We start from the raw sequence: 26,981 nt of genomic DNA, 5'->3' as shown, positions 1-26,981 counted from the left end.
CAAGAGCGTTTTGGTTACTTTTGCGCTTTTCAAAAGTGACCCGCTGTAAGAGCGGAACCAATAGCGGCCATCACCGCAGAAACGGATATGCCCCCCATTCATCGCGCCCACCGCGGCTTGCGCTTCTGCACAAAAGCCTGAGTTCCCTCAATCCCTTCCTCGCCACAAACCGCCTCGGCAAACCATTCAGCCGCCTGATCCAGCAGCGGCCCCAAAGCCTGCTCACCGCTGGCCAAGACCAACGCCTTGGTCCGCGCATTAGCCCCCGGAGCACAGCGCAAAACCTGCCCCAACACCTCATCCACGCGCTCCGCCAACGCCTGGGGATCGTGCTCCACAAAATGCACCAACCCCAACCGCAGCGCCTCAACCCCATCAAACCGCGCCGCCGTCAAAGCCAACCGCCGCGCCTGGGTCAACCCGATACGCTTCACCACAAACGGCGCAATCTGCGCCGGCAACAACCCAAGGCTGGTCTCCGGCAACCCAAACTGCGCCTGATGATCCGCAATCGCCACATCACTGACACACACCAACCCAAACCCACCACCCAGCACGGCACCCTGGAGCACCACAATCACCACCTGCGGCAGCGCCTCAACCTCCTGCAACAACGTGCCAAACGCCCGGTTCAACGCCTGCAACCCGCCCGTGGCCCCCGCGCGAGCCATGTCTTTCACATCCCCACCGGCCGAAAAATGCCCACCGGCGCCACTGATAACCACCGCCCGCAAGGCTTTATCCCCGGCCACACCGGCGAGTACCGAACGCAATTCGGTCACCATCTCAAGGCTCATGGCATTGCGGCTTTCCGGTCGATTGAGCGTCACATGCAACACCCCGTTATGCGGCTCCAGCAACAAGGTATTCACGACTTTTTCCCCGGCAAGGTGCCCATCAATTTGCAGATGATCCCCAGCATGATCTCGTCCGCCCCACCGCCAATCGACACCAGCCGCACATCCCGATAAGCCCGGGCCACCGGGTTGTCCCACATGAATCCCATGCCGCCCCAATATTGCAGGCAACTGTCACTCACTTCCCGCCCCAGACGCCCGGCCTTGAGCTTGGCCATCGAGGCCAGGCGCGTTACGTCCTGGCCCTTGATGTATTGCTCGGTGGCCTGGTACACCAGCGCCCGCAGGCATTCGATTTCGGTGGACAGCTCGGCCAGGCGGAAGTGGATCACCTGGTTGTCGATCAACGCCTTGCCGAAGGTCTTGCGCTCTTTGCAGTACTCGATGGTGCTGTCGATGCAGTACTCCAGCCCCTTGACCATATTGGCCGCGCCGAACAGACGTTCTTCCTGGAACTGCAGCATCTGCATCATGAACCCCGCGCCTTCATGGCCGATGCGGTTGCGCTGGGGGATGCGCACGTCGTCGAAAAACACCTGGGCGGTTTCCGAGCTGTGCATGCCGAGCTTTTCCAGGGGCGGGCTGACGCTGATGCCGGGGGTGTTCATGGGCACCATGATCAGCGACTTGTTGATGTGTGGCTTGTCGTCCGAGGTGTTGGCCAGCAGGCAGATAAAGTCGGCGCTCGGGGAGTTGGTGATCCACATCTTGCTGCCGTTGATCACATAGTCGGTGCCGTCCTTGCGGGCATGGGTTTTCAGCCCGGCCACGTCGGAGCCGGCGCCGGTTTCCGAGACGCCGATGCAGCCCACCTGCTCGCCGCTGATGGCCGGGCGCAGGAACTCCTCCCGTAGCTCATCGGAGCCGAAGCGGGCCAGGGCCGGGGTGCACATGTCGGTTTGCACGCCGATGGACATCGGGATGCCGCCGCAGCGGATGCTGCCGAATTCTTCGGCGGCGACGATGGAGTAGCTGTAGTCGAGGCCCATGCCGCCGAATTTTTCCGGTTTGGAGATGCCCAGCAAACCGAGGTCGCCGGCCTTGCGGAAGATCTCGTGGATCGGGAAGCGCCCGGCCTTTTCCCACTCATCTACATGCGGGTTGATCTCGCGCTCGACAAAGCCACGGACGGTGCGGCGCAGTGCTTCGTGTTCCTGGGTGAAGATCATTTTTATTGTGCTCCCTATGGGGACGCGGAGCGTCCCGGGCTGCATTCCCACGCGGGGCGTGGGAACGATCATCAAAACCGCGCTGCACCAAAGCTGTTGGGCTGTAGTTGCCGCACTTCGGCCTCGTGGCAGATGTCCAGCAGAAACCCGAGCAAGGTCCGTGTATCACGTGGATCAATCAGCCCGTCGTCCCACAGGTTTGCGCTGCCGTAGAGGGCGGTGGACTGGCTGTCGAGTTTCTGTGCGGTGACCTGTTCGAGCATGTCGAGCACCTTGGGGTCGGGCACCAGGCCGTCTTTCAGTTGCTTGGCTTCGGTGACGATTCGCAGCACCTTGCCGGCCTGGGCACCACCCATCACGGCGGTGCGGCTGTTGGGCCAGGCGAAGATGAAGCGCGGGTCGAGACCACGGCCGCACATTGCGTAGTTGCCGGCGCCATAGGAGCCGCCGACGACGATGGTCAACTTCGGCACCCGGGCATTGGCCACCGCCTGGATCATCTTCGCGCCGTGCTTGATCACGCCTTGCTGTTCCGACTCGGTGCCCACCATGAAACCGGTGGTGTTGTGGAAGAACAGCAGCGGTGTCTGGCTTTGGTCGCACAGCTGGATAAATTGTGCGGCCTTGCTCGCGCCCTTCGGCGTGATCGGCCCGTTGTTGCCGATAAAACCGCAGGCGCGGCCCTGGATATGCAAGTGGCCGCAGACGGTGTGCGGGTCGAACTCGCCCTTGAACTCGAGGAAGTTGGAACCATCTGCCAGTCGCGCGAGAATTTCGCGCACGTCGTAGGGCTTTTTCGGATCGTCCGGGATCAGCCCCAACAGCTCTTCAATCGGGTACAACGGCTCGCTATAAGCGCGCTTTGGCACAGGCGGCAAGCGGTCATTCCACGGCAACAGGCTGACAATTTCGCGCACGATGCGTACGCCGTCAGCGTCGTTCTCCGCCAGGTATTCGGCGGTGCCGGCGGTTTGCGCGTGCATCTGCGCGCCACCCAGTTCTTCATCGGTGGCGACTTCGCCGGTAGCCGCCTTGAGCAGCGGCGGGCCGGCCAAAAACAGCTTGGCCTTGCCGCGCACCACCACCACGTAATCCGACAGCCCCGGCTGATAGGCGCCGCCCGCTGTGGCCGAGCCATGCACCACGGTGATCTGCGGCAAGCCCATGGCCGACATCCGCGCCTGGTTGGCAAAGCTGCGTGCGCCTTCGACGAAAATCTCCGCCGCGTAGTTGAGGTTGGCGCCGCCGCTTTCTGCGAGCGTCACCACCGGCAGTTTGTTTTCCATGGCGATCTGTTGCAGGCGCAGGGATTTTTTCAGGCCCGAGGGGGAAATGGTTCCGCCCTTGATCGCGCTGTTGTTGGCCACCACCAGCATGCGCACGCCGCTGACGTAGCCGATACCGGCGATCAACCCGCCGCCGGCGGCGCTGCCGTCCTTGTCGTCGTGCAGTTTGTAGCCGGCCAGGCTCGCCAGTTCGAGGAACGGCGCGCCAGGGTCCAGCAGCAAATTCAGGCGTTCCCGTGGCAGCAGTTGCCCGCGCTTGTCGAACTTGGCCTTGGCTTCGGCGGCCTTGCTCAGCAGGTTTTGCTCCAGCTGACGCAGTTGATTGACGCCTGTGAGCATCGCCTCGCGGTTCTGCGCGAATTGCGGGCTGTGAGCGTCGAGTTGCGAGTCGATCACTGGCATGGATTATTTCTCCTCCTTGAGCACGTCCGGCCAATAAGCCCGGTGGAAACCATTAAAGGACACGCTCGGCGGTTGTGCCTTGTGCAGCGGCCAGGCGCGGCTGCCCAGGCTGGCGGCGCCGTCGATGCGCAAGGTGCTGCCGCTGACGAACGCGGCGGCGGGGCTGAGCAAGAACACAATCGCCGCGCTGACTTCCGATTCGGTGCCGATGCGCTTGAGCGGTACATGCTCGCGCAAGGTCGGGATCACCGCCTTGAACGCGCCTTCGTAAGTGTCCATGCCACTCGATGCAATCCAGCCCGGCGCCACGGCGTTCACCCGCACCCCGGCGTAACCCCATTCAAAGGCGGCGGTCTTGGTGAAGTTGTCCATGCCCGACCGCGCCGCGCCGGAGTGGCCCATGCCTGGCATACCGCCCCACATGTCGGCGAGCATGTTGACGATGGCTCCGCCGTGCTTGCTCATGCACTGGTTGAACACTTCCCGGGCCATCAGGAAACCGCCCACCAGGTTGGTGCGCAGCACGGTTTCGAAACCCTTCTGGTTGATCGACGCGAGTGGCGAGGGGTACTGGCCGCCGGCGTTGTTCACCAGGCCATGAATCGGGCCGTGCTCCTGGAGGATCTGGCTGACCAGCGCCTTGACCGCTTCTTCATCACGAATATCGCAGGTTTGCCAACTGGCGCGGCCGCCGTCTTCGATAATCTCTGCCGCCACCGCTTGTAGTTTTTCCGGCTTGCGCCCCACCAGAATCACATGGGCGCCGAGGGCCGCCAGCTCGTGGGCGGTGCAGCGGCCAATGCCACTGCCGCCGCCGGTAACGATGATGGTCTGCCCCTGGAACAAGTCGGCTTTGAAGATCGAGTCGAAGGCCACGGCGTGAGTCCTTAATTGAATTGATCGGCAATGTGTTGTGGCACGGCAATCGGGATTTCCAGCAGTTGTTGGGCGAAGGCCTTGCCTTGGGGGTCGATGCGCAGGCTGGCAATCCCGCCGCCGCCCAGGGCGTTTTCCAGCAGGAAGTTCAGGCTGTGGCTGCCGGGTAAGTACCAGCGTTCGACACGGCCGTGGATCGGGTCGAGCACGTGGCTCATCCAGTCGACGATCACCTCGGGGGTCAAGGCTTCGGCGATCCACGGCAGGTATTCGGGCTCGCGGGCGATCACCCCGATGTTGCTGTGGTTGCCCTTGTCGCCGGAGCGGGCCACGGCCAGCTTGACCAGCGGCACGTTGGCGTCGGCACGGCCTTGGGGTTTGGGCGGATCACTCCGCTCGATTGAAGTGTTCAAGGGTTCGGCGACAGGCAGTTCGCAGGCATGCCGTTCGCCAAGAAAGTCGACCTGCAACTGGCAGGCGCTTTTATCGATCAGGAACGAAAATAGCCGAATCAGCGGGTACACCGTGGGTCGCCCACCGACGATTCCGGTGAGCCCCGGGGCCATGCCGGTGGCGGCCTGGGCAATTTCCCGGGCGAACAGCACCAGCGCCTGTTTGCTGGGATGACGCACCGCCAGTTTCACCACCACTTCGCGGCAGTCCTGGCGGTGGGCGTGGGGGCCGTAGGTGGCTTCGCTGCCCAGCAGTTCGATGTTGACGTCGGTGTAGGGCGCCCAGCCGCGCTGGCTGAACAGCTCTGAGGTCTTGTTGATGATCGCCTGGCTGACCCGCTCGGCCTTGGCTACCGCGTCGATCCCGGCAATCAGGCAACTGGCGGTGCAGCGAAAGCCGTCCGGGTAGGTGGCGCTGACCTTGTACTGGTCGGTGGGCGGCAGGCCTTTGGCGCCGTGCAGGTGCACGCGGTTTTTGCCTTGTTGCTGGAGCTTTACGTGGCTGAAGTCGCAGATCACATCGGGCAACAGGTAGGCGCGCGGGTCGCCGATTTCATACAGCAGTTGCTCGGCGACGCTCAGTTCGCTGATCAGCCCGCCGGTGCCCTCGACCTTGCTGACGGTGAACTGGCCGTCGGCGCTGACCTCCACAATCGGGAAACCGATATGTTCGTAGTCCGGCACCTCCCGCCAATCGGTGAAGTTGCCGCCGGTGCACTGGGCGCCACATTCGATGATATGCCCGGCCAGTGCCGCCTGGGCCAGGCGGTCGTAGTCCTGCCAGGACCAGTCGAATTCATGCACCAGTGCCGCGCTGACCACCGCGCTGTCCACCACGCGGCCGGTAATGACGATATCGGCGCCCAGCTTCAGCGCCTGCACGATGCCGGGCGCGCCGAGGTAGGCGTTGGTGGACACGCACATCGCCGGCAAAGGCGCGCCGTTGAACATGTCGGTGATGCCACGCAGTTGCTTGAACTGCGGTTGCAGGTCATCCCCCAGCAGCACGGCGATCTTCAACGGGATTTGCGCCCGGTCGCAGGCCGCCTGCAACGCGGCGGCGCAGGCCTGGGGGTTGATCCCGCCGGCATTGCTGATCACACGGATGCCCTGGCGCTGGATATCCGCCAGCAGTGGCGTCAGCACCTCGACGAAATCCGTGGCATAGCCAGCCTGGGGATCCTTCATCCGTGCCCCGGCGAGGATCGACAGGGTGACTTCCGCCAGGTAGTCGAACACCAGGTAATCCAGCGCGCCGCCTTCTACCAACTGCGCAGCGGCGGTGCAGGTGTCGCCCCAGAAGGCGCTGGCGCAGCCGATGCGTACCGTCTTGTTCATGGGGCGTCCTTCCTCTGGTTTGCTGACACCAACACTACCAAGCAAGCGCTTGGTTTGTAAACTCTGGTCACAACTTTGCCCCAAGCGCTTGCTTGGTTGGCTGCCACGGCCTAAATTGCCGCCCAAGACGTAACCAGAAGTTAAGGAGAGCAGCATGGATGAGCAAAAAGCCCTGCGGGTGATGCGCACCATGGTCGACGCCGGCCAATTGACCGACCCCGACAGTGCCCGTGGCAAGCTGCTGCAAACCGCGGCCCACCTGTTTCGCAACAAGGGCTTTGAGCGCACCACAGTGCGTGACCTGGCCGGCGCGGTCGGGATCCAGTCCGGCAGCATCTTTCATCACTTCAAGAGCAAGGACGAAATCCTGCGGGCGGTGATGGAGGAAACCATCCACTACAACACCGCCCTGATGCGCGCTTCCCTGGCCGAGGCGACCAACGTGCGCGAGCGGGTGTTGGCGCTGATTCGCTGCGAATTGCAGTCGATCATGGGCGGCAGCGGCGAGGCCATGGCGGTGCTGGTGTATGAATGGCGTTCGTTGTCGGCCGAGGGCCAGGCCCAAGTGCTGGCCTTGCGGGATATTTACGAAGACATCTGGTTGCAGGTGCTGGGGGAGGCCAAGGAGGCCGGTTATATCAAGGGCGATGTATTTATCACCCGGCGCTTCCTGACCGGCGCATTATCCTGGACCACCACCTGGTTTCGTGCCCAGGGCAGCATGACCCTGGAGCAACTGGCCGATGAAGCGTTGCTGATGGTTTTGAAAGCTGACTAGTTCGTTCGCGCAAGCTATTAATTGTGTGGCAGAAAGTTGTCTCGCTAGACAAAAACGCCTAGCTTAGCGGGATCAAAGTTTTCGACGGTGTGTGCCTTGATGTTTTCGCCCTGGCGATTGGCTGCAGGACTCTCAATATTGGCACTTGGCGCACTGTGGCTGATGCCGGCTTCGGCCGCCCAATTGGTGAGGGTCGGTGCTGCGCATTTTCCGCCGTACACGGTGCGCCCGGAGCAGGGCGCCGACACCGGGTTGCTGCCGCAGCTGGTGGAAGCCTTGAATGCCCTGCAAACCGATTACCAGTTTGTGCTGGTGCCCACCTCGATCCCCCGGCGTTTTCGCGACTTCCAGCAGGGCCGGGTGGATATGGCGATCTTCGAAAATCCGAACTGGGGTTGGCAGGATATTCCCCATACGGCAGTCGACATGGGCCTGGAAGACGCCGAAATCTTCGTCGCCCAGCGTGAGCCTGGCCGCGACCAAGGGTATTTCACCGACCTGACCGGCAAGCGGCTGGCGGTATTCAGCGGCTATCACTACGCATTCGCCCACTTCAACCCCGACCCCAAGTACCTGGTGGAGCACTTCAACGCCACCTTGACCTATTCCCACGACAGCAACCTGCTGATGGTCGCCCGCGGCCGCGCCGACATCGCCCTGGTGACGCGTTCCTACCTCAGTGATTTTTTGGCGCGCAATGCCGACACGGCGGGGCAGTTCCTGGTGTCCGAGCGAATTGACCAGGTGTACCACCACTACGCGTTGCTGCGGCCCAAGGCGCCGATCACCGGGCCGGCGTTCGCCGGGCTGCTCAAGCAACTGCGGGACAATGGCCAGTTGCTGAAGATCTTCGAGCCTTACCGCATCGATGTGATGCCGGTGCCGTGATCGTCTAAATTTTTGCTCTTGGCTCACGTCACTTGTTGAACTGTCGACGATTCGTGAGCCCATCCCATGTCCCATCTGAATGACCTGTCTTCCCTGCCGTTGCCGGCGGGGCCTGCCCTGAATGCTGATGAAACTGACAGTCGCCTGAGCCTGACCCTTGAGGGGCAGCCGCTGATTCGCTTGCGCCTTGAGCGTGGCGATGAACTGCAGGTGCATTTGCAGGAGCCCGCCAGTGTGCCGGCTGCCCGGGCGTTGTGGGCGGCGTGTTATTGGCTGTTTGCCAGGGCGCCTGGGCGTCAGCGACTGGTCTGGCGTCTTGAGCATGCGCCGGAGGATGCGTTGCGCAGTGGGTTGCTGGTGGCGACCGAGGTTGCCGGGCAGTTTCATTGCGAGCGCACGTTGTTCTGGCAATTGCCGCAGCCGTGGTTGGGGCAGTCGGTGACCGGGACTTATCCGCAGCAGATGATCATCAGTGGGGGCAAGCGTCATCCCGCTCGAGCGCCGAAGCCGCGGGGTGAGGTTTATCGGCGCTTTGATGCGCGGTTGGGGGCCTGGATTTCACTGCGCACGGTTGAGATTGATGTTGATCTGGCGCGATTCAATCGTTGGCAGAACAGTGTGCGGGTGGCGAGTTTCTGGGAGGAAAGTGGCAGCCTGGAGCAGCATCGGGAGTATCTGGACAAGCTGGAAGCGGATCCCCATGTGTTGACGTTGATTGGCTGTTTTGATGATGAGCCGTTTGCGTATTTCGAGGCGTATTGGGCCAAGGAGGATCGGATTGCGCCGTTCTATGACGTGGCGGATTACGATCGCGGGATTCATATGTTGGTGGGTGAAGAGCACCACCGTGGCCCGCACAAGGTGGCGAGTTGGTTGTCGGCGTTGGTGCATTACCTGTTTCTTGATGATCCGCGTACGCAGCGTGTGGTGGCGGAGCCCCGGGCGGATAACGGGCGGATGATTGGGCATATGCAGAATCAGTGTTTCCACTGTGAGAAGGAGTTTGATTTTCCGCATAAGCGGGCGGCGTTGATGATTCTGGGGCGGGAGCGGTTTTTTGAGCGGTGTGGGTTGGTTTGACCGGAGTGTTAAAAGCAAAGGCAAGATCCAGAGCGAAAGCCAAATCTGAAGCGGATGCAGCGCTGCTTTTCTGTGGGAGCTGGCTTGCCTGCGATGCAGGCAACTCGGTCTTTCAGGCATACCGAGGTGATGCCATCGCAGGCAAGCCAGCTCCCACATTTGAACCGTGCCTGCTTTAGCTTTTGATTTGGCTTTTAAACACTCAAGCCGGCCGGGAGGCCGCTGTGCTCTTGATCTTGCTTTTGATCTTGATCTTAGGCGCCCCGTTAAACCACGCTGGCCGGAGTGAGGGCACTCCGAGCCTAGGCGAGGAGCCGAGTGGTGGGGCAAGCGCCTTTTGGTTACTTTTGGGCTTCTTTCAAAAGTGACCCGCTGTAAGAGCGGAACCAATCCCCGCCATCACACAAATAACGGATATGCACCCAGCAGCAGACCCAATCAAACCCGCCGCGCAAACGTGTCGCTATGAGTCCCGGAAACCTTCCGGCAATGCACCAACGCATCCCGAATCATAAAGTTCACCAGCGTCGGCGAAACCCCCAGCTCCTTGGCAATATCCTTCTGCGGCACCCCATGCAGCCGATACATCTCAAACGCATAACGCGTGCGCTGAGGCAAATCGGTCAACGCATCAGCAATGTTCTCCAGCGTCGAAAAGTTGATGTGCGACGTCTCAGGCGAAGCCCCGTGAATAACCACATTCAAGCCTTCCTCTTCAGTGCCGGAGTATTTCAACTCAAGCGCCTGCTTACGGTAGTGATCAATGGCCAGGTTACGCACGATCTGAAACAGGTAACTCAGCTGCGCCTTGAACGACGACGTGATGGTGGGTGCCGATTGCAACCGGAAGTAGGCGTCTTGCACCACGTCTTCGGCGCGGGAGCGGCAGCCGGTAATGCGTGCTGCGATCTTGACCAGGATCAGTCGGTTATCGACGAAGGCCTGGAGTAGGGGTGAGTCGCACCTGCCTGTGGATACTTGTTCCGTCATGGAAATCACCTTGCTGCAAAAGAGGTTGGGGGAGGGCGTCCTTGCTGAGGCCTCCTACACATCGGGCAACAAATTATGCTTAATGATAATGATTGTCAAATGAGAAGACGAACTAATCTTATGCTTTGTCGAGAGGTGTGAACGGCGTCTCGCTGACTAATTATTTCCAGGGGCCATCCGTTCTCATGGGTGACAGGCCAGTTAACAAACCGGCCAAGGATCAGTGCCTGGAGGAGGACAAAATGGGTTTTTATCGTGTGAGCGGGAGTGGTCTGAAATGAACACGCCGGCTCGATTACGCCTGTTTTGCCTGCCGTATTCCGGCGCCAGCGCCATGGTCTACAGCCGTTGGCGGCGGGCGTTGCCCGAGTGGTTGCAGGTGCGTCCGCTGGAGTTGCCGGGGCGCGGCATGCGCATGGACGAACCGTTGCAGCGCGATATCAAGGCATTGGCCGCGCAACTGGCTGATGAGATCAGCGCGGAACTGGACGAGCCTTACGCCTTGTTCGGCCACAGCCTCGGCGGCCTGCTGGCGTTCGAACTGGCCCATGCCCTGCGTGAACGGGGTGTGCCGCAGCCACTGGCGCTATTCGCGTCGGGTACCGCCGGCCCGGCTCGTCGCGATGTCAGCGAATACGCCATCGAGAAAAACGACGAGCAACTGATCGCCCGCCTGCGGGAACTCAAGGGTACCGGCGAAGAGGTGTTGGCCAATGCCGAACTGATGCAGTTGATGTTGCCGATCCTGCGGGCCGACTTCCTTCTTTGCGGCAGTTTCGAGTATGGCGAGCGCGAGCCGCTGCCCCTGCCGATCCATGTCTTTGGCGGCAAGCAGGACAGTGTGCGTGCCGATCAATTGCTGGACTGGCAGCAGGACACCGCCAGCGGTTTTTCCCTCGACATGTTCGACGGACACCACTTCTTCCTGGTGCAGCACGAGAGCTCCGTACTGCGCTGTGTGCGGCGTTACGCCGACGAACACTTGGCCCGCTGGCGCAATGACGCCGCGCGGCAGATGGCCCGGGCCGCCGGCTGAACAAGCCGCCCCGGCCACACATTCCCCGATTTCCCAGTCAGCCGATTTCAGGCAGGAACCCCATGATGGACGCCTTCGAACTTCCCCGCACCCTGGTCCAGTCCCTTCAACGCCGCGCCGCGCAAACCCCGGATCAACTGGCGTTGCGTTTCCTCGCCGAGACGGCCGAGCAGAGTGTCGTCCTCAGTTACCGCGACCTCGACCTGCGCGCCCGCACCATCGCCGCGGCCTTGCAGGCCAACGCCGTGCTGGGCGATCGCGCGGTGCTGTTGTTCCCCAGTGGGCCGGATTATGTCGCGGCGTTCTTCGGTTGCCTGTATGCCGGTGTCATCGCGGTACCGGCTTACCCGCCGGAGTCCACCCGCCGTCATCATCAGGAGCGCCTGCTGTCGATCATCGCGGACGCTGAGCCGCGCTTGCTGCTGACTACCTCCAGCCTCGGGGATTCGTTGCTGCAACTCGAAGGTGCACTGCAGTTGCTGTGCGTCGACAGCCTCAGTGCCGAAATCGCAAGCCATTGGGTCGCGCCCAACTTGCAAGACGATGACATCGCCTTCCTGCAATACACCTCCGGTTCCACCGCGTTGCCCAAGGGCGTGCAGGTCACCCACGGCAATCTGGTGGCCAACGAGCTGCTGATCCGCCGAGGCTTCGGCATCGACCTGAACCCCGACGACGTGATCGTCAGCTGGCTGCCGCTGTACCACGACATGGGCCTGATCGGCGGGCTGCTGCAACCGATCTTCAGCGGCGTGCCGTGCGTATTGATGTCGCCGGCCTACTTCCTCGGCCGGCCCCTGCGCTGGCTCGAAGCGATCAGCGAATACGGCGGCACCATCAGCGGCGGCCCGGACTTCGCCTACCGCTTGTGCAGCGAGCGGGTCAGCGAGTCGGCATTGGATCGCCTGGACCTGAGCAAGTGGCGCGTGGCGTATTCCGGCTCAGAGCCGATCCGCCTCGACACCCTGGAACGCTTTGCCGAGAAGTTCGCCGCTTGTGGTTTTACCTCGAATAACTTCTTCGCATCCTATGGCTTGGCGGAAGCCACCTTGTTCGTTGCCGGCGGCACCCGTGGCCAGGGCATCCCGGCCCTGCGCCTGGACGAACAGGCCCTGGCCGCCAACCGCGCCGAGCCTGGGCAGGGTGTGGCGATCATGAGTTGTGGCACCCGCCAGCCCGAACATGCCGTGCTGATTGCCGACCCCGCCACCCTGGCAATGCTCCCCGACAATGCCGTTGGTGAAATCTGGGCGACCGGCCCGAGCATCGCCCATGGCTACTGGCGCAACCCTGAAGCCACCGCCAAGACCTTCGTCCAGCACGAAGGCCGTACCTGGCTGCGCACCGGCGACCTCGGGTTTATCCGCGAAGGTGAAGTGTTCATCACTGGCCGCCTGAAAGACCTGCTGATCGTGCGGGGCCATAACCTGTATCCCCAAGACATCGAGCAAGCCATCGAGCGCGAAGTGGAAGTGGTGCGCAAGGGCCGGGTCGCTGCGTTTGCGGTGAATGACCAGGGCCTGGAAGGCATCGGCATCGCCGCCGAAATCAGCCGCAGCGTGCAGAAAATCCTGCCGCCTGAAGCGCTGATCAAGGCGATTCGCCAAGCAGTGGCCGAGGCCTGCCAGGAAGCGCCGAGCGTGGTGGTATTGCTCAATCCCGGCGGCCTGCCGAAAACTTCCAGCGGCAAGGTGCAGCGTTCGGCCTGCCGCACGCGGTTGGCGGATGGCAGCCTCGACAGTTATGCGCAGTTCCCCGGTGTGCCAGCGCAGGTCGGCGATGCTGCCCTGCAATCCGAACTGCAAAACCAGATTGCCGCGATCTGGTGCGAGCAATTGCAGGTGGCACAGGTCGCCGCCGACGATCACTTTTTCCTGCTGGGGGGCAACTCTATCAGCGCCACCCAGGTCGTCGCTCGCCTGCGGGAAACCCTCGGCCTGGAATTGAACCTGCGCCTGCTGTTCGAAGCACCCACCCTGGCCGCCTTCGCCACCAGCGTCGCGCAATTGCAGCAGGACGGCGGCGTGGCCCAAGGCACGATCCATGCGCTGTCGCGCCAGGAAGACCTGCCGCAATCCCTCGCGCAAAACCGCCTGTGGATCACCTGGCAGCTGGACCCGCAAAGCAGCGCCTACACCATCCCCGGCGCCCTGCGGTTGCGCGGCGAGCTGGATGAAGACGCGGTGCGTGCAAGCTTCCAGCAACTGATCCAGCGCCACGAGGCGCTGCGCACGCGCTTCTTTGAACGCGATGGCCAAGGCTTCCAGCGGGTCGACGCCCAGGCTGATTTCGAGCTGCAAGTCATCGACCTCAGCGACCTGCCCACCGCCGAGCGTGAAGCCCGGGCCAACCAGATCCGCGAAGACGAAGCCCACACCCAGTTCGACCTGGAGAAAGGCCCACTGCTGTGGGTAACGCTGGTGCGCCTGGAGGACGAAGACCACCAACTGCTGGTGACGATGCACCACATCATCGCGGACGGCTGGTCGCTCAACGTGTTGATCGACGAATTCTCCCGCCTGTATGCCGCAGCGTCCCAAGGCCAAGCCCTGGAGCTGCCGACGCTGGCCCTGCAATACGCTGACTACGGCAGTTGGCAGCGCCAGTGGCTGGCCGAAGGCGAGGGCCAGCGGCAACTGGGTTACTGGAAACAACAACTGGGCGACGACCACCCAACCCTGAGCCTGGCCACCGATCACCCGCGCTCGGCGCTGCATATTCGCAGTGCTTCACGCCACAGTGTGCGGGTGACCGCGAGCCTCAGCGAAGCCATTCGCAAGACCGCCCAGGCTCACGAGTCCACCCCGTTCATGCTGTTGCTTGCGGCATTCCAAAGCCTGCTCTATCGCTACAGCGGCCAGCGCGATATCCGCATCGGCGTGCCTAACGCCAACCGTCCACGCCAGGAAACCCAAGGCCTGATCGGGTTCTTTATCAACACCCTGGTGCTGCGTGCCGAACTGGATGCGCGCCTGCCATTTGCCGAGCTGCTGGCTGCAACGCGAACCGCTGCCCTTGGCGCCCAGGCCCATCAGGACCTGCCCTTCGAGCAACTGCTGGAAGCCTTCCCCCAAGCCCGGGAGCAGGGCCTGTTCCAGGTGATGTTCAACCACCAGCAACGCGACCTCAGCGCCTTGCGCCGCTTGCCGGGTCTGCTCGCCGACGAGTTGGCGTGGCACAGCCGCGAAGCCAAGTTCGACCTGCAACTGCACACGGAAGAAGATCGCAACGGCCGCTTGAGCCTGTCCTTCGACTACGCTGACGAACTGTTCAACGCCGCCACCATCGAGCGGCTGGCCGAGCACTTCATCAACCTGCTGCAAGCCATTTGCGAGCAACCGCAACAGGCTATCGGTGACCTGAAGCTGCTGCACGCCGACGAACACACCCAACAACGCCAGTGGAGCGTCGCGCCGTGCACACCGGCGCAGAGCTGGCTGCCGGAACAACTTAACCAACAGGTTTCGGAACGCACCGCACTGGTGTGGCAGGACGGCAGCCTGACCTTCGCCCAACTGCACACCCAGGCCAACCGCCTGGCCCATTACCTGCGGGACAAGGGCGTCGGCCCGGACGTGCGCGTGGCCATCGCCGCCGAGCGTTCGCCGCAACTGCTGATCGGCCTGCTGGCGATCATCAAGGCCGGCGGTGCCTATGTGCCGCTGGACCCGGATTACCCGGCTGAACGCCTGGCCTACATGCTCAAGGACAGCGGCGTGCAACTGCTGCTGACCCAGACTTCGCTGTTGGAGCAACTGCCCACGGCTGAAGGCGTGTGCGTCATCGCCATGGACAGCCTCAAGCTGGAAAGCTGGCCGACCCATGCGCCGGGTTTGCACCTGAACGGTGACAACCTCGCCTACGTGATCTACACCTCCGGCTCCACCGGCCAGCCCAAGGGTGTGGGCAACACCCATGCCGCGCTGGCCGAGCGCTTGCAGTGGATGCAAGCCACCTACCAACTGGATGAAACCGATGTGCTGATGCAAAAGGCACCCATCAGTTTCGACGTGTCGGTGTGGGAGTGTTTCTGGCCGCTGATCACCGGTTGCCGCCTGGTGTTGGCTGGCCCCGGCGAGCATCGCGACCCCCATCGCATTGCCCAGTTGGTGCAGGAACACGGCGTGACCACGCTGCACTTTGTGCCGCCGTTGTTGCAGCTGTTTGTCGACGAACCCTTGGCCGCCGAATGCACCAGCCTGCGTCGCCTGTTCTCCGGCGGTGAAGCGCTGCCTGCCGAGTTGCGCAACCGGGTGTTGGCGCAGTGGCCGGCGGTGCAGTTGCACAACCGCTACGGCCCGACTGAAACCGCGATCAACGTGACGCATTGGCAGTGCCAGGTGGAGGACGGCGAGCGTTCACCGATTGGCCGGCCGCTGGGCAATGTGATCTGCCGGGTGCTGGATGATCAGTTCAATCCGCTGCCGGCGGGTGTGCCGGGTGAACTGTGCATCGGCGGTATCGGCCTGGCCCGGGGTTACCTCGGGCGGGCGGGGCTGACCGCTGAACGGTTTGTCGCCGACCCATTGGGCGAGGCGGGCGCACGCCTGTATCGCACCGGTGACCGCGTGCGCTGGAGCGCCGACGGTGCACTGGAATACCTCGGGCGCCTGGATCAGCAGGTCAAACTGCGGGGCTTCCGTGTCGAGCCTGAAGAGATCGAAGCGCGTCTGTTGGCCCTTGATGGCATCGCCCAAGCGGTGGTGTTGGTGCGGGAAACGGCTGCCGGTGCGCAGTTGATCGGTTACTACACCGCCAACGAACCGCTGGATGAGCAGGACGTCAAAACCGCCCTGGCCGCCGAGTTGCCGGAGTACATGGTTCCGGCGCAGTTGATGCGCCTGGACGCCATGCCCCTGAGCCCCAGCGGTAAACTGGATCGCCGCGCCTTGCCGGAGCCCGTGTGGCAAGTGCGTGAACACGTCGAACCTGAAACCGCGCTGGCGCAGCAAATCGCCGCGATCTGGCGCGAAGTCCTGGCCCTGCCACGCATCGGCCTGCGGGACGACTTCTTCGCCCTCGGCGGCCATTCGTTGCTGGCCACGCAAATCATCTCCCGCACCCGTCAGGCCTGCGATGTCGAGCTGCCGCTGCGTACGCTGTTCGAAGCCAGCGAGTTGGGGGCTTTCGCCGAGCAGGTTCGCCTGATCCAGGCCTCCGGCCAGCGCAACCAACAGCTGGCCATCGGCAAGGTCGACCGCCGCCAGCCGGTGCCACTGTCCTATTCCCAGCAGCGCATGTGGTTCCTCTGGCAGATGGAGCCCGACAGCCCGGCGTATAACGTCGGCGGCATGGCGCGCTTGCGTGGGGTGCTGGACGTGGGGCGTTTCGAGGCGGCGTTGCAGGCCTTGATCATGCGTCACGAAACCCTGCGCACCACGTTCCCGAGCATCAATGGCGTGGCGCAGCAGAAGGTTGCAGCGCAAACCGGCGTACGCATGGATTGGCAGGATTTCTCGACCTTCAATGAAGCCGAGCGCCAACAGCGTGTGCAGCAACTGGCCGATCATGAAGCCCACACGCCGTTCAATCTGGAGACCGGCCCACTGCTGCGCGCCTGCCTGGTCAAGGCCGGCGAGCAGGAACATTACCTGGTGCTGACCCTGCACCATATCGTCACCGAAGGCTGGGCCATGGACATTTTTGCCCGTGAACTCGGCGCGTTGTACGAAGCCTTTATCGATGACCGCGAATCGCCGCTGGCACCGCTGCCGGTGCAGTATCTGGACTACAGCGTGTGGCAGCGCCAGTGGCTGGAATCCGGCGAGCGCCAGCGCCAACTGGATTACTGGACCGCACAACTGGGTACCGAACACCCGCTGCTGGAACTGCCGGGCGACCGCCCGCGACCGCCGGTGCAAAGTCATCAGGGCGAGCTGTACCGTTTCGATTTGAGTGATGACCTTGCTGCCCGCGTGCGGGCCTTCAACGCCGAACGCGGCTTGACCCTGTTCATGACCATGACCGCCACCCTCGCGGTATTGCTCTACCGCTACAGCGGCCAGACCGACCTGCGCATCGGCGCGCCGGTGGCCAACCGGATTCGTCCGGAAAGCGAAGGGCTGATCGGCGCATTCCTCAACACCCAGGTGCTGCGTTGCCAGCTCAACGGGCAGATGAGCGTCGGCGAATTGTTCGACCAGGTGCGCCACACCGTGATCGAAGGCCAGTCTCATCAGGACCTGCCGTTCGACCACTTGGTAGAAGCCCTGCAACCGCCCCGCAGCGCCGCGTACAACCCGCTGTTCCAGGTGATGTGCAACGTGCAGCGCTGGGAGTTCCAGCAGAGCCGCACCCTGGCCGGGATGACCGTCGAGTACCTGGCCAACGATGCCCGCGCCACCAAGTTCGACCTCAACCTGGAAGTCACCGACCTCGACCATCGCCTGGGTTGCTGCCTGACCTACAGCACCGACCTGTTCGACGAGCCGCGCATTGGGCGCATGGCCGCCCATTGGCAAAACCTGCTGGAAGCCTTGCTTGCCGATCCGCAACAGCGCCTGAGTGAGTTGCCGCTGCTGGAAGCGGCCGAGCAGCGCTCGTTGCAAGACAGCCTTGGCATGGAGGCCGGCGAGCATCGTCTTGATCAGTGCATTCACCACCTGTTCGGCGAGCAAGCCCTGGCCCGCCCGGATGCCCCGGCGTTGACCTTCGCCGGGCAGACCCTGAGCTACAGCGAACTCGACAGTCGCGCCAATCGCCTGGCCTGGATGCTCCGCGAGCGCGGCGTGGGCCCGCAGGTACGGGTTGGCCTGGCGCTGCCGCGTTCGCTGGAAATGGTCGTCGGCCTGCTGGCGATCCTCAAGGCCGGCGGCGCCTATGTGCCGCTGGACCCGGAATACCCCCTGGACCGCCTGCACTACATGATCGAAGACAGTGGCATTGGCCTGTTACTCAGCGACGCTGCGATGTTCGACGCGCTGGGCGAGCTGCCCGCCAGCGTCGGCCGCTGGTGCCTGGAGGATGACCTGCCGACCCTGGCCGACTACCCGGCCAGCGAATTGCCTTTTATCAGCCTGCCGCAACACCAGGCCTACCTGATCTACACCTCCGGCTCCACCGGCAAGCCCAAGGGCGTGGTGGTGTCCCACGGTGAAATCGCCATGCATTGCCGGGCGGTGATCGAACGCTTCGGCATGCGCCCCGATGACTGCGAGCTGCACTTCTATTCCATCAACTTCGACGCCGCCACCGAACGCTTGCTGGTGCCGTTGCTCAGTGGTGCCCAGGTGGTGTTGCGGGCCCAGGGCCAGTGGGATGCAGAAGAAATCTGCGGGCTGATTCGTCAGCACCGCATCAATATCCTCGGCTTTACCCCGAGCTACGGCAGCCAGTTGGCGCAATGGCTGGCCACGCAAAACCAGACCTTGCCGGTGCGCATGTGCATCACCGGCGGCGAAGCGTTGACCGGCGAGCACTTGCAGCGTATCCGCGCGGCATTCAAGCCGGCGCTGTTTTTCAACGCCTATGGCCCGACTGAAACGGTGGTGATGCCGCTGGCCAGTCTTGCCCCGGAAACACTGGAAGAGGGCGCCGGCAGCGTGCCCATCGGTAGCATCATCGGCGCACGTGTGGCCTACATTCTGGATGCGGACCTGGCGTTGGTGCCGCAGGGCGCGACGGGTGAGTTGTACGTCGGCGGTGCCGGCCTGGCCCAGGGGTATCACCAGCGTCCGGGGATGACGGCGGAGCGGTTTGTCGCGGACCCGTTTGCCACGAACGGCGGTCGCCTGTATCGCACCGGCGACCTGGTGCGCCAGCGTGCCGATGGCCTGGTGGAGTACCTTGGCCGTATTGACCATCAAGTGAAGATTCGCGGGTTCCGCATCGAGCTGGGGGAAATCGAAACCCGCCTGCTGGAACACGAGGCGGTGCGTGAAGCGGTGGTGTTGGCGCTGGAGTCACCGAGCGGCAAACAGTTGGTGGCGTATCTGGTCAGCGACGAAGAGCACGGTGCACTGCGTGAATCCCTCAAGGCGCATTTGAAAGCGCAGCTGCCGGACTACATGGTGCCCGCGCACCTGATTGTCCTCGACAGCATGCCGCTGACCGCCAACGGCAAACTCGACCGCCGCGCCTTGCCGCAGCCGGATCCCGAGGCGAATCGCCAACAGTACGTGGCGCCGCGCAACGAACTGGAGCAAACCCTGGCGGCGATCTGGTGCGCGGTACTGAACGTGCAACAGGTGGGCCTCGACGACAACTTCTTTGAGCTGGGCGGGGACTCGATCCTGTCGATCCAGGTGGTCAGCCGCGCGCGGCAAGCGGGGATTCATTTCAGCCCACGTGACTTGTTCCAGCACCAGACCGTGCAGACCCTGGCCGCCGTGGCGACCCGCACTGAGCAGGTTATCGCCGAACAAGGTGTGTTGACCGGCGCATCCGGGCTGACCCCGATCCAGCATTGGTTCTTCGACACCGACATCCCCGAGCGCCAACACTGGAACCAGGCACTGCTGCTGGAACCGGTTCAAGCCCTCGAACCCCATCGCCTTGAACAAGCATTGCTGGCAGTGCTGGAACACCATGACGCCCTGCGCCTGAGCTTCACTCAGCGCGACGCTCAATGGCATGCCGAGCATTTGGCGGTGCCGGAAGGCGGGCTGCTGTTGCAAGCCCAGGTGGCGGATATGGAGCAGTGCAGCGCGCTGTTCACCGACACCCAACGCAGCCTCAACCTCGCCCACGGCCCGCTGTTGCGCGCGCTGCTGGTGGATGGCCCGCAAGGCCAGCGTCGGCTGCTGATCGCGATCCATCACCTGGTGGTGGACGGTGTTTCCTGGCGCGTATTGCTGGAAGATCTGCAGACCGTGTATCGCCAGTTGAGCGACGGCCACCCCGTCAGCCTGCCGGCCAAGACCAGCGCGTTACGCGACTGGGCGGCACGCTTGCGGGCCTATGCCGGCAGCGAATCCCTGCGTGAAGAACTGGACGTGTGGCAGCAGCAGTTGGCCGGTCCTGCCGTTGAACTGCCGGTGGATCGCCCGCAAGGTTCGCTGCGCAATCGCGACGCCGATACCGTCAGCGTGCGCCTGGATGCCGAGCGTACCCGCCAGCTGTTGCAGCAGGCGCCAAGTGCCTACCGCACCCAGGTCAACGATTTGCTGCTGACCGCCCTGGCCCGTGTGTTGTGCCGCTGGAGTGGCCATGAGTCGGCATTGATCCAACTGGAAGGTCACGGCCGCGAAACCCTGTTCGACGAGATCGACCTGACCCGCAGCGTCGGCTGGTTCACCAGCGCCTACCCGCTGCGCCTGACCCCGTTGCATATCGAAGAAGCCGCCGGGCAGGGCGCCTCGATCAAGGCGATCAAGGAGCAACTGCGGGGCGTGCCCCACAAAGGGTTGGGGTATGGCGTGCTGCGCTACCTGGCTGACGACCTGTGTCGCCAGACGATGGCCGCGTTGCCGAGCGCCAGTATCACCTTCAACTACCTCGGCCAGTTCGACCAGAGCTTTGGCGCCGACGCACTCTTTCACCCGCTGGACGAATCCGCCGGGATCGCCCATGACCCGGACGCACCGCTGCCCAACGAGCTGAGCGTCGACAGCCAGGTGTACGGCGGTGAACTGGTGCTGCGCTGGACCTTCAGCCGCGAACGTCACGACAGCCAGACCATCGCTGAACTGGCGGACGCTTACCTGGCGGAACTGCAAAGCCTGATCGAGCACTGCCTCAAGGCTGACGCGGGCGGCCTCACACCGTCGGACTTCCCGCTGGCGCACCTCACCCAAGGGCAACTGGACGCGCTGCCGGTGCCGGCCAATGCCATCGAAGACGTGTACCCGCTGACCCCGATGCAGGAAGGCTTGCTGTTGCACACCCTGCTGGAACCGGGCACCGGCCTCTATTACATGCAGGACCGCTACCGCATCAACAGCGCCCTGGACCCCGAGCGTTTCGCCCAGGCCTGGCAGGCGGTGATCGCCCGCCATGAGGCCTTGCGTGCCTCATTCTGCTGGAACGTCGGCGAGGACATGCTGCAGGTTATCCACAAGCCCGGCAGCACGCCGATCGAGTACCTCGACTGGAGCCAGGAACCGGAAAGCGAGCAGGAACCGCGTCTGCAAGCGTTGCTGAAAAGCGAGCGTGAAGCCGGCTTCGATCTGCTTAACCAGGCACCGTTCCACCTGCGACTGATCCGCGTGGGCGAAGCCCGCTACTGGTTCATGATGAGCAACCACCACATCCTGATCGATGCCTGGTGCCGCTCGCTGCTGATGAACGATTTCTTCGACATCTACACGGCCCTCGGCGAAGGCCGCGAAGCGCAATTGGCGACGCCACCGCGTTATCGCGACTACATCGCCTGGCTGCAACGCCAGAACCTCGCCGAGGCGCGCCAGTGGTGGCAGCAGAACCTGCAAGGGTTTGAGCGCACCACGCCGATTCCGAGTGACCGGCCGTTCCTGCGGGAACACGCCGGCCACAGCGGCGGCATGGTGGTGGGCGACTGCTACACCCGCCTGGATGTGCGCGACGGCGCGCAATTGCGCGAGCTGGCCCAGGCCCATCAACTGACGGTGAACACCTTCGCCCAGGCAGCGTGGGCCCTGGTACTGCGGCGCCTGAGTGGCGATCGCGACGTGCTGTTCGGCGTCACCGTGGCCGGGCGCCCGGTGGAAATGCCCGAGATGCAGCGCACCGTCGGGTTGTTTATCAACAGCATCGCCTTGCGGGTGAAGCTGCCGGAGGACGATCAGCGGTGCAGCGTGCGCCAATGGCTGAGCGGTCTGCTCGACAGCAACATGCAGCTGCGCGAGTACGAATACCTGCCGCTGGTGACCATCCAGGAAAACAGCGAACTGCCCAAGGGCCAGCCGCTGTTCGACAGCCTGTTTGTGTTCGAAAACGCCCCGGTGGAAGTCTCGGTGCTGGACCGTGCGCAAAGCCTGAATGCCACCTCGGATTCCGGGCGGACCCACACCAACTTCCCGCTGACTGCCGTGTGCTATCCGGGCGATGACCTGGGCCTGCACCTGTCCTACGACCAGCGCTATTTCGATGAAACCACCGTGCAAGGCATGCTCGGCGAATTCAAGCGCCTGTTGCTGGCGCTGGTACAGGGCTTCCATGGCGACATGGCTGACTTGCCGCTGATTGGCGAGCAGGAGCGTGAGTTCCTGGTGGACGGCTGCAACCAGAGCGAGCATGAATATCCGCTGGAGCGCAGTTACATCGAGCTGTTCGAAGCCCAGGTGGCACAGCATCCACGGCGGATTGCCGCCCGTTGCCTGGATCAACAATGGACCTACTCTGAGCTGAACCGGCGCAGTAATCGCCTGGGCCATGCGCTGATTGCCGCGGGTGTCGGGCTGGACCAACCTGTGGCGTTGCTGGCCGAACGTAATCTGGATTTGCTGGGCATGATCATCGGCAGCTTCAAGGCCGGTGCCGGTTACCTGCCGCTGGACCCGGGCCTGCCGAGCCAACGCTTGAGCCGGATTATCGACTTGAGCCGCACGCCGCTGTTGGTGTGCACCGAAGCGTGCCGTGAGCAGGCGCAGCTGCTGCTGGAAGAGTTTGCCTGCTCCGGCCGGCCGAAGTTGCTGGTGTGGGAGGAGATGATTGGCTCGGAGGACAATCCCGGGATCTACAGCGCGCCGGACAACCTTGCCTACGTGATCTACACCTCGGGCTCCACCGGCTTGCCCAAGGGCGTGATGGTGGAGCAGCGTGGCATGCTCAACAACCAGTTGAGCAAGGTGCCGTATCTGCAACTGACTGAGCACGATGTGATCGCCCAGACCGCCTCGCAGAGTTTCGACATCTCGGTGTGGCAGTTCCTCGCGGCGCCGCTGTTCGGGGCGCGGGTGGACATTGTGCCAAATGCGATTGCCCATGACCCGCAAGGCTTGCTCGCTCACGTCCAGGCCCAGGGCATTACCGTGCTGGAAAGCGTGCCGTCGCTGATCCAGGGCATGCTTGCCCAGGAACGCACGAGCCTGGATGGCTTGCGCTGGATGCTGCCGACGGGTGAAGCGATGCCGCCGGAACTGGCGCACCAGTGGTTGCTGCGTTATCCGCAGATTGGCCTGGTCAACGCCTATGGCCCGGCGGAATGTTCGGACGACGTGGCGTTCTTCCGCGTCGACCTGGCGTCGACCCGTGGCACTTATCTGCCGATTGGTACGCCGACCGACAATAACCGTTTGTACCTGCTGGACGGTGCGCTGGAGTTGGTGCCCCAAGGCGCGGTCGGCGAGTTGTGCGTCGCGGGGACCGGTGTGGGTCGTGGTTATGTCAGCGATCCGCTGCGTACGGCCCAGGTGTTTGTGCCGAATCCGTTTGGCGCGGCGGGGGAGCGCCTGTATCGCACTGGCGACCTGGCGCGTCGGCGCAGCGATGGTGTGTTGGAGTACGTCGGGCGCATCGACCATCAGGTGAAGATTCGCGGTTACCGGATCGAGCTGGGTGAAATCGAAGCGCGCTTGCATGAGCAGCCTGAAGTGCGGGATGCGGCGGTGGGCGTGCAGGAGGGCGTCAACGGCAAGCATCTGGTGGGCTACCTGGTGGCGGCGGATGCGCAGTTGAATCCCGGCGAGCGTCTTGATCGGATCAAGCAACGCCTGCGTGCGGAGCTGCCGGAGTACATGGTGCCGCTGCATTGGTTGTGGCTCGACCGTTTGCCGCTGAATGCCAACGGCAAGCTGGATCGCAAGGCTTTGCCTGCATTGGAGATTGGTCAGTTGCACAGCCAGGATTATCTGGCGCCGCGTAATGAGCTGGAGCAGACGTTGGCCGGGATCTGGGCTGAGGTACTGAAAGTCGAACGTGTGGGTGTGCAGGATAATTTCTTTGAGCTGGGCGGGCATTCGTTGCTGGCCACGCAGATTGCGTCGCGGGTGCAGAAGACGCTGCAGCGGGATGTGCCGTTGCGGGCGATGTTCGAGTGCAGCACGGTGGAGGAGCTGGCGGGGTATATCGACGGGCTGGCGGCGAATGAGATCAGTGCGCAGAAGGTGGATCGGTTGAGTGATTTGATGGCGGAGTTGGAGGGGTTTTAACTCGGATCGCAACGCGCCACTCGTCGGGTGGCGCGGTTTTTGAGGTTGGAACTGTGAATTCTGACAGTAGATCCGGTTTCTTTTTCAGCATTTGATAAGGGCTCGCCAGTTGGACTGGTTTCAGTCTGTCATGAGGCGCTCTTCTCATGGAAAAGGAGTTTGGGTATGCCTGCCAAATCTGCAACTGCCATCGTTCCTGAGGTTACATTGGTTCAAGCTGTGGGACGAAGGCTGGATCCGCTTGATGCGATCGACGGCGCGACGCTTCGAGTTTGTTATGAAGGAATGAGTGAGGATGACCTCATTCGGGTGTTCTGGAAGAGCTTGCCAGGGGAAGAATATGCGCCTGAGCCCCTGCATGGTGTGACAGAGGGGTGTGTGGATTTTCATATCCCGCCCTATTACGTCGGGCTGCGTATCAATCGATTTGCGCTGTTTCGTTGTGTGGTTACCCACAATGGCGAGGAGTATCCCAGCAGTGAGAGCGATATTTATGTGACGCTGCCGTTCAACGATCTTCCCCATCCTGACGTGCCTCAGGCGGTCGATGGGGTGTTGGACCTTACAGTATTGTGTGGGCAAGACCCGCAGGTGTATGTGACGCCCTGGGTGTTTATTGATCCGATTCAGTTCGTTTGGCTGGACCTCCATGGCACCCTGGCGGACGGGAGCGCCTTTACGCTTCGCCTGGTCAATCACGAGCAGGTGACAGAAGCCGAGGTGCATGAGGGATGGCGCAGAGCTTTACCCTTGGACAAACTGCGGGGGCTTAAACAGGGCAGTCAACTGACCCTGGTATTTATCGTGGCCTTTAACGGTCCGGAGGATGATGCATCCAGACTGTTTCCGAGTACCACATTGACGGTGCTCACTGAACCCCATTTGAATCTCGTGGCACCTACGCTGGTTGAAGCGACGCTGATTTCGCCTGAACACTATGCACTCAATCCGGTCAATGCCCAGGAGGGGGCTACCATCCGGGTCAGTTATGAGCAGATGTGCCCATGCGACTGGGTGTGTGCCTATTGGGAGGGCACGCCCGGGGCGGGTAGCCCGCAGCTGGAATGTAAAAATGCTGGCGATGAGGCGTTTGTGGAATTTCACGTGCCACCCTCGGCTATCAGCGCCAATTTCAATGAACAGGTCACGGTACATTACACGGTCCAGCGGGAAGGTCAGACGTGGCCATCGCCTGAACGCCATGTGCAAATTCTCAATGTCAGCGAGTTGCCTGCACCGCAGGTTCTCCAGGCCACAGGCCATGTACTGGACCTCAATACCTTCCACGGTGACGCACAAGCCCTGGTGATTCCTTTCCCTTATCGTGCCTTGGGCCAGCCTTGCTGGTTATGGGCCACCGGTGAATTGGACGATGGCACGCCTTACCGTTTTGATGTGCTGGAGGGGGAGCCGCTGGCCGAGGAGTGGTTGCACGACGGCGTCAGTGCGGTGCTGTCGCGGCATGAGCTGCAAAAACTGACGGATTGCAGTGGGTTGAGCGTGCACTTTGCGGTGAACTTCAATGGCCAGGTTGATCTGGCCAGCGCTGAACGGTTCCCGGTGTTGCACTTGGCGCTTGAACAGGAAGCGCTGGTGCTCGACGCACCAAGGGTGCTGGAGGCAGTCGGCCAGGACCTGACGATTTGGAACGGTCGGGACGGTGTGACGGTGCGTGTGGAGTATGCACACATCAGCTCGGGGCAAATGATCAGCCTGGACTGGATTCGGTCGGACGGTACCCGCTTGCCGTTGGCGCCGGAGCCCGGCAACGGCGATCCGGGTTATGTGGATTTCCCAATCCCCCGTGAAGCGGTGATTCAAGGTGCCGGTAAAACGATCCAGATTAACTACACCGTCACCAGTGCGTGCAAGCGGGCGCCCTCCAAAACGCTCAATTTGCGCATCAGTGTACCGATGCGGCTGCCGGTGCCGGTAGTGCCCGAGGCCACGCCACCTGCTACCCAAAGCGGTATTCTGGACCTGCGGACATTCGTGGGAGATGCTCATATCACCGTGGAGAAATGGTGGTTCATCCTGGCGGAGCAGAGAGGCTGGCTACAAGTAGACGGTACCAAGGAAGATGGGAGCGCCTATGTCATCAGGGTGATGATGGCCGAACTGATTACCGAGGGGGATGTTGAGAACGGCCTGAGACGGGTTCTCCTGCGCTCCGAGTTGGAGCAGTTGCGTAACCTTACACCGTTGGTCGTGACATTCGGCTGCACGCCGGATGGCAGTCCCAGCCCGGGTCAGGAGATCGTCTTCCCAGTGCTGAGTTTGGTTTTTACCAAGCCTATTAAAGATGTAACTGACTTTAACCCGAACCAGAAAGGCTGGAATAACTGGCAAAGAGGGGCGGGAGCAGCATCTCAGGGTGACCTGGTACTTAAAACCGGGGCAGTGCCGGGAGCTGCGTCGGGGTATTACTTGTTAGATTGGGGGAATTCGAACACCAGTAACCCCGTTACACAGCGCGAAAAGCTTTTCAAACTCTACACTCAACTGCAGTCAGGCCGTATTTACAGGTTCAGTGCTTGGATACGTGACAATAGCGGCTCACTTCCAAAGCCTTCTATGGTGTTGGTGGCAAACGGGGCCGATATTACTTCGATCACCTCTCCTGGGTTGTCTTGGCAGTTGCTCCAAGGAACCTTTACTGCCACTTCAACAACGACAAGGCTCAGCGTTGATAATCGTCAGATGGGGAACCCCGGCAATGACTTCGACGTGACGTTACTGGTTGTGGAGGAGGTTTGATCTGCTTGGAATTGGTCGCTTGAAGGACACAGGCCTCCGGCTTTTTGGAGGCCTTTCCAACAGTC

The 26,981-nt window shown here is 62.3% G+C and carries 12 protein-coding genes; 6 read left to right on the top strand and 6 right to left on the bottom strand.

What is annotated here, in order from left to right; genetic code table 11:
• Positions 1 to 98: 98 nt before the first annotated feature.
• The 5 genes from LIY45_RS26005 to LIY45_RS25985 form a co-directional block, all read right to left on the bottom strand.
• Positions 99 to 872: an enoyl-CoA hydratase-related protein gene (locus tag LIY45_RS26005; RefSeq protein ID WP_226478071.1), complete on the bottom strand. Its 774-nt coding sequence runs from the start codon at positions 870 to 872 to the stop codon at positions 99 to 101.
• Positions 869 to 2,026, bottom strand: coding sequence for a citronellyl-CoA dehydrogenase (atuD, locus tag LIY45_RS26000; RefSeq protein WP_177081317.1), 1,158 nt, complete (start codon positions 2,024 to 2,026; stop codon positions 869 to 871). The genes LIY45_RS26005 and atuD overlap by 4 nt, the downstream gene beginning before the upstream one ends.
• A 71-nt stretch (positions 2,027 to 2,097) precedes the next feature.
• Positions 2,098 to 3,714, bottom strand: a complete 1,617-nt coding sequence (gene atuC / locus LIY45_RS25995) for an acyl-CoA carboxylase subunit beta (protein WP_226478070.1) — start codon at positions 3,712 to 3,714, stop codon at positions 2,098 to 2,100.
• Between the two features lie 3 nt (positions 3,715 to 3,717).
• Positions 3,718 to 4,590 carry an SDR family oxidoreductase gene (locus LIY45_RS25990; RefSeq protein ID WP_226478069.1) on the bottom strand — a complete coding sequence of 291 codons (873 nt, stop codon included), beginning with the start codon at positions 4,588 to 4,590 and terminating at the stop codon, positions 3,718 to 3,720.
• Positions 4,591 to 4,601: 11 nt separating this feature from the next.
• A complete protein-coding gene (locus LIY45_RS25985) occupies positions 4,602 to 6,380 on the bottom strand; it encodes an acyclic terpene utilization AtuA family protein (protein WP_226478068.1) in 1,779 nt (592 codons plus the stop codon).
• A 154-nt stretch (positions 6,381 to 6,534) separates the two neighbouring features.
• On the opposite strand from LIY45_RS25985, the gene LIY45_RS25980 reads away from it, so the two are divergent.
• The 3 genes from LIY45_RS25980 to LIY45_RS25970 all read left to right on the top strand — a co-directional run bounded on the left by LIY45_RS25980 (position 6,535) and on the right by LIY45_RS25970 (position 9,126).
• The gene (locus LIY45_RS25980) at positions 6,535 to 7,158 is read left to right on the top strand and encodes a TetR/AcrR family transcriptional regulator (RefSeq protein WP_017479484.1); all 624 of its coding nucleotides are present in this window, start codon (positions 6,535 to 6,537) and stop codon (positions 7,156 to 7,158) included.
• Positions 7,159 to 7,257: 99 nt separating this feature from the next.
• On the top strand, positions 7,258 to 8,046 hold the full coding sequence (locus tag LIY45_RS25975; protein ID WP_226478067.1) for a transporter substrate-binding domain-containing protein: 789 nt from the start codon (positions 7,258 to 7,260) through the stop codon (positions 8,044 to 8,046).
• 66 nt (positions 8,047 to 8,112) lie between these two features.
• A complete protein-coding gene (locus LIY45_RS25970; RefSeq protein ID WP_226478066.1) occupies positions 8,113 to 9,126 on the top strand; it encodes a GNAT family N-acetyltransferase in 1,014 nt (337 codons plus the stop codon).
• Between the two features lie 438 nt (positions 9,127 to 9,564).
• Here LIY45_RS25970 and LIY45_RS25965 read toward each other — a convergent pair whose 3' ends face one another.
• Positions 9,565 to 10,116: an RNA polymerase factor sigma-70 gene (locus LIY45_RS25965; protein ID WP_226478065.1), complete on the bottom strand. Its 552-nt coding sequence runs from the start codon at positions 10,114 to 10,116 to the stop codon at positions 9,565 to 9,567.
• Between the two features lie 277 nt (positions 10,117 to 10,393).
• On the opposite strand from LIY45_RS25965, the gene LIY45_RS25960 reads away from it, so the two are divergent.
• The 3 genes from LIY45_RS25960 (at position 10,394) to LIY45_RS25950 (ending at position 26,916) form a co-directional block, all read left to right on the top strand.
• Positions 10,394 to 11,152, top strand: a complete 759-nt coding sequence (locus LIY45_RS25960) for an alpha/beta fold hydrolase (protein ID WP_167663526.1) — start codon at positions 10,394 to 10,396, stop codon at positions 11,150 to 11,152.
• A 62-nt stretch (positions 11,153 to 11,214) separates the two neighbouring features.
• On the top strand, positions 11,215 to 24,159 hold the full coding sequence (locus tag LIY45_RS25955; protein WP_226478064.1) for a non-ribosomal peptide synthetase: 12,945 nt from the start codon (positions 11,215 to 11,217) through the stop codon (positions 24,157 to 24,159).
• A gap of 165 nt (positions 24,160 to 24,324) precedes the next feature.
• On the top strand, positions 24,325 to 26,916 hold the full coding sequence (locus LIY45_RS25950; RefSeq protein WP_226478063.1) for a hypothetical protein: 2,592 nt from the start codon (positions 24,325 to 24,327) through the stop codon (positions 26,914 to 26,916).
• The last annotated feature ends 65 nt before the right edge of the window (positions 26,917 to 26,981 follow it).

This window comes from Pseudomonas sp. MWU16-30323 (genome assembly GCF_020515595.1).
Taxonomy (GTDB): Bacteria; Pseudomonadota; Gammaproteobacteria; order Pseudomonadales; family Pseudomonadaceae; genus Aquipseudomonas; species Aquipseudomonas yamanorum.
The sequence above is the reverse complement of the archived record's forward strand: the minus strand, read 5'-3'. Positions and strand labels throughout refer to the sequence as shown.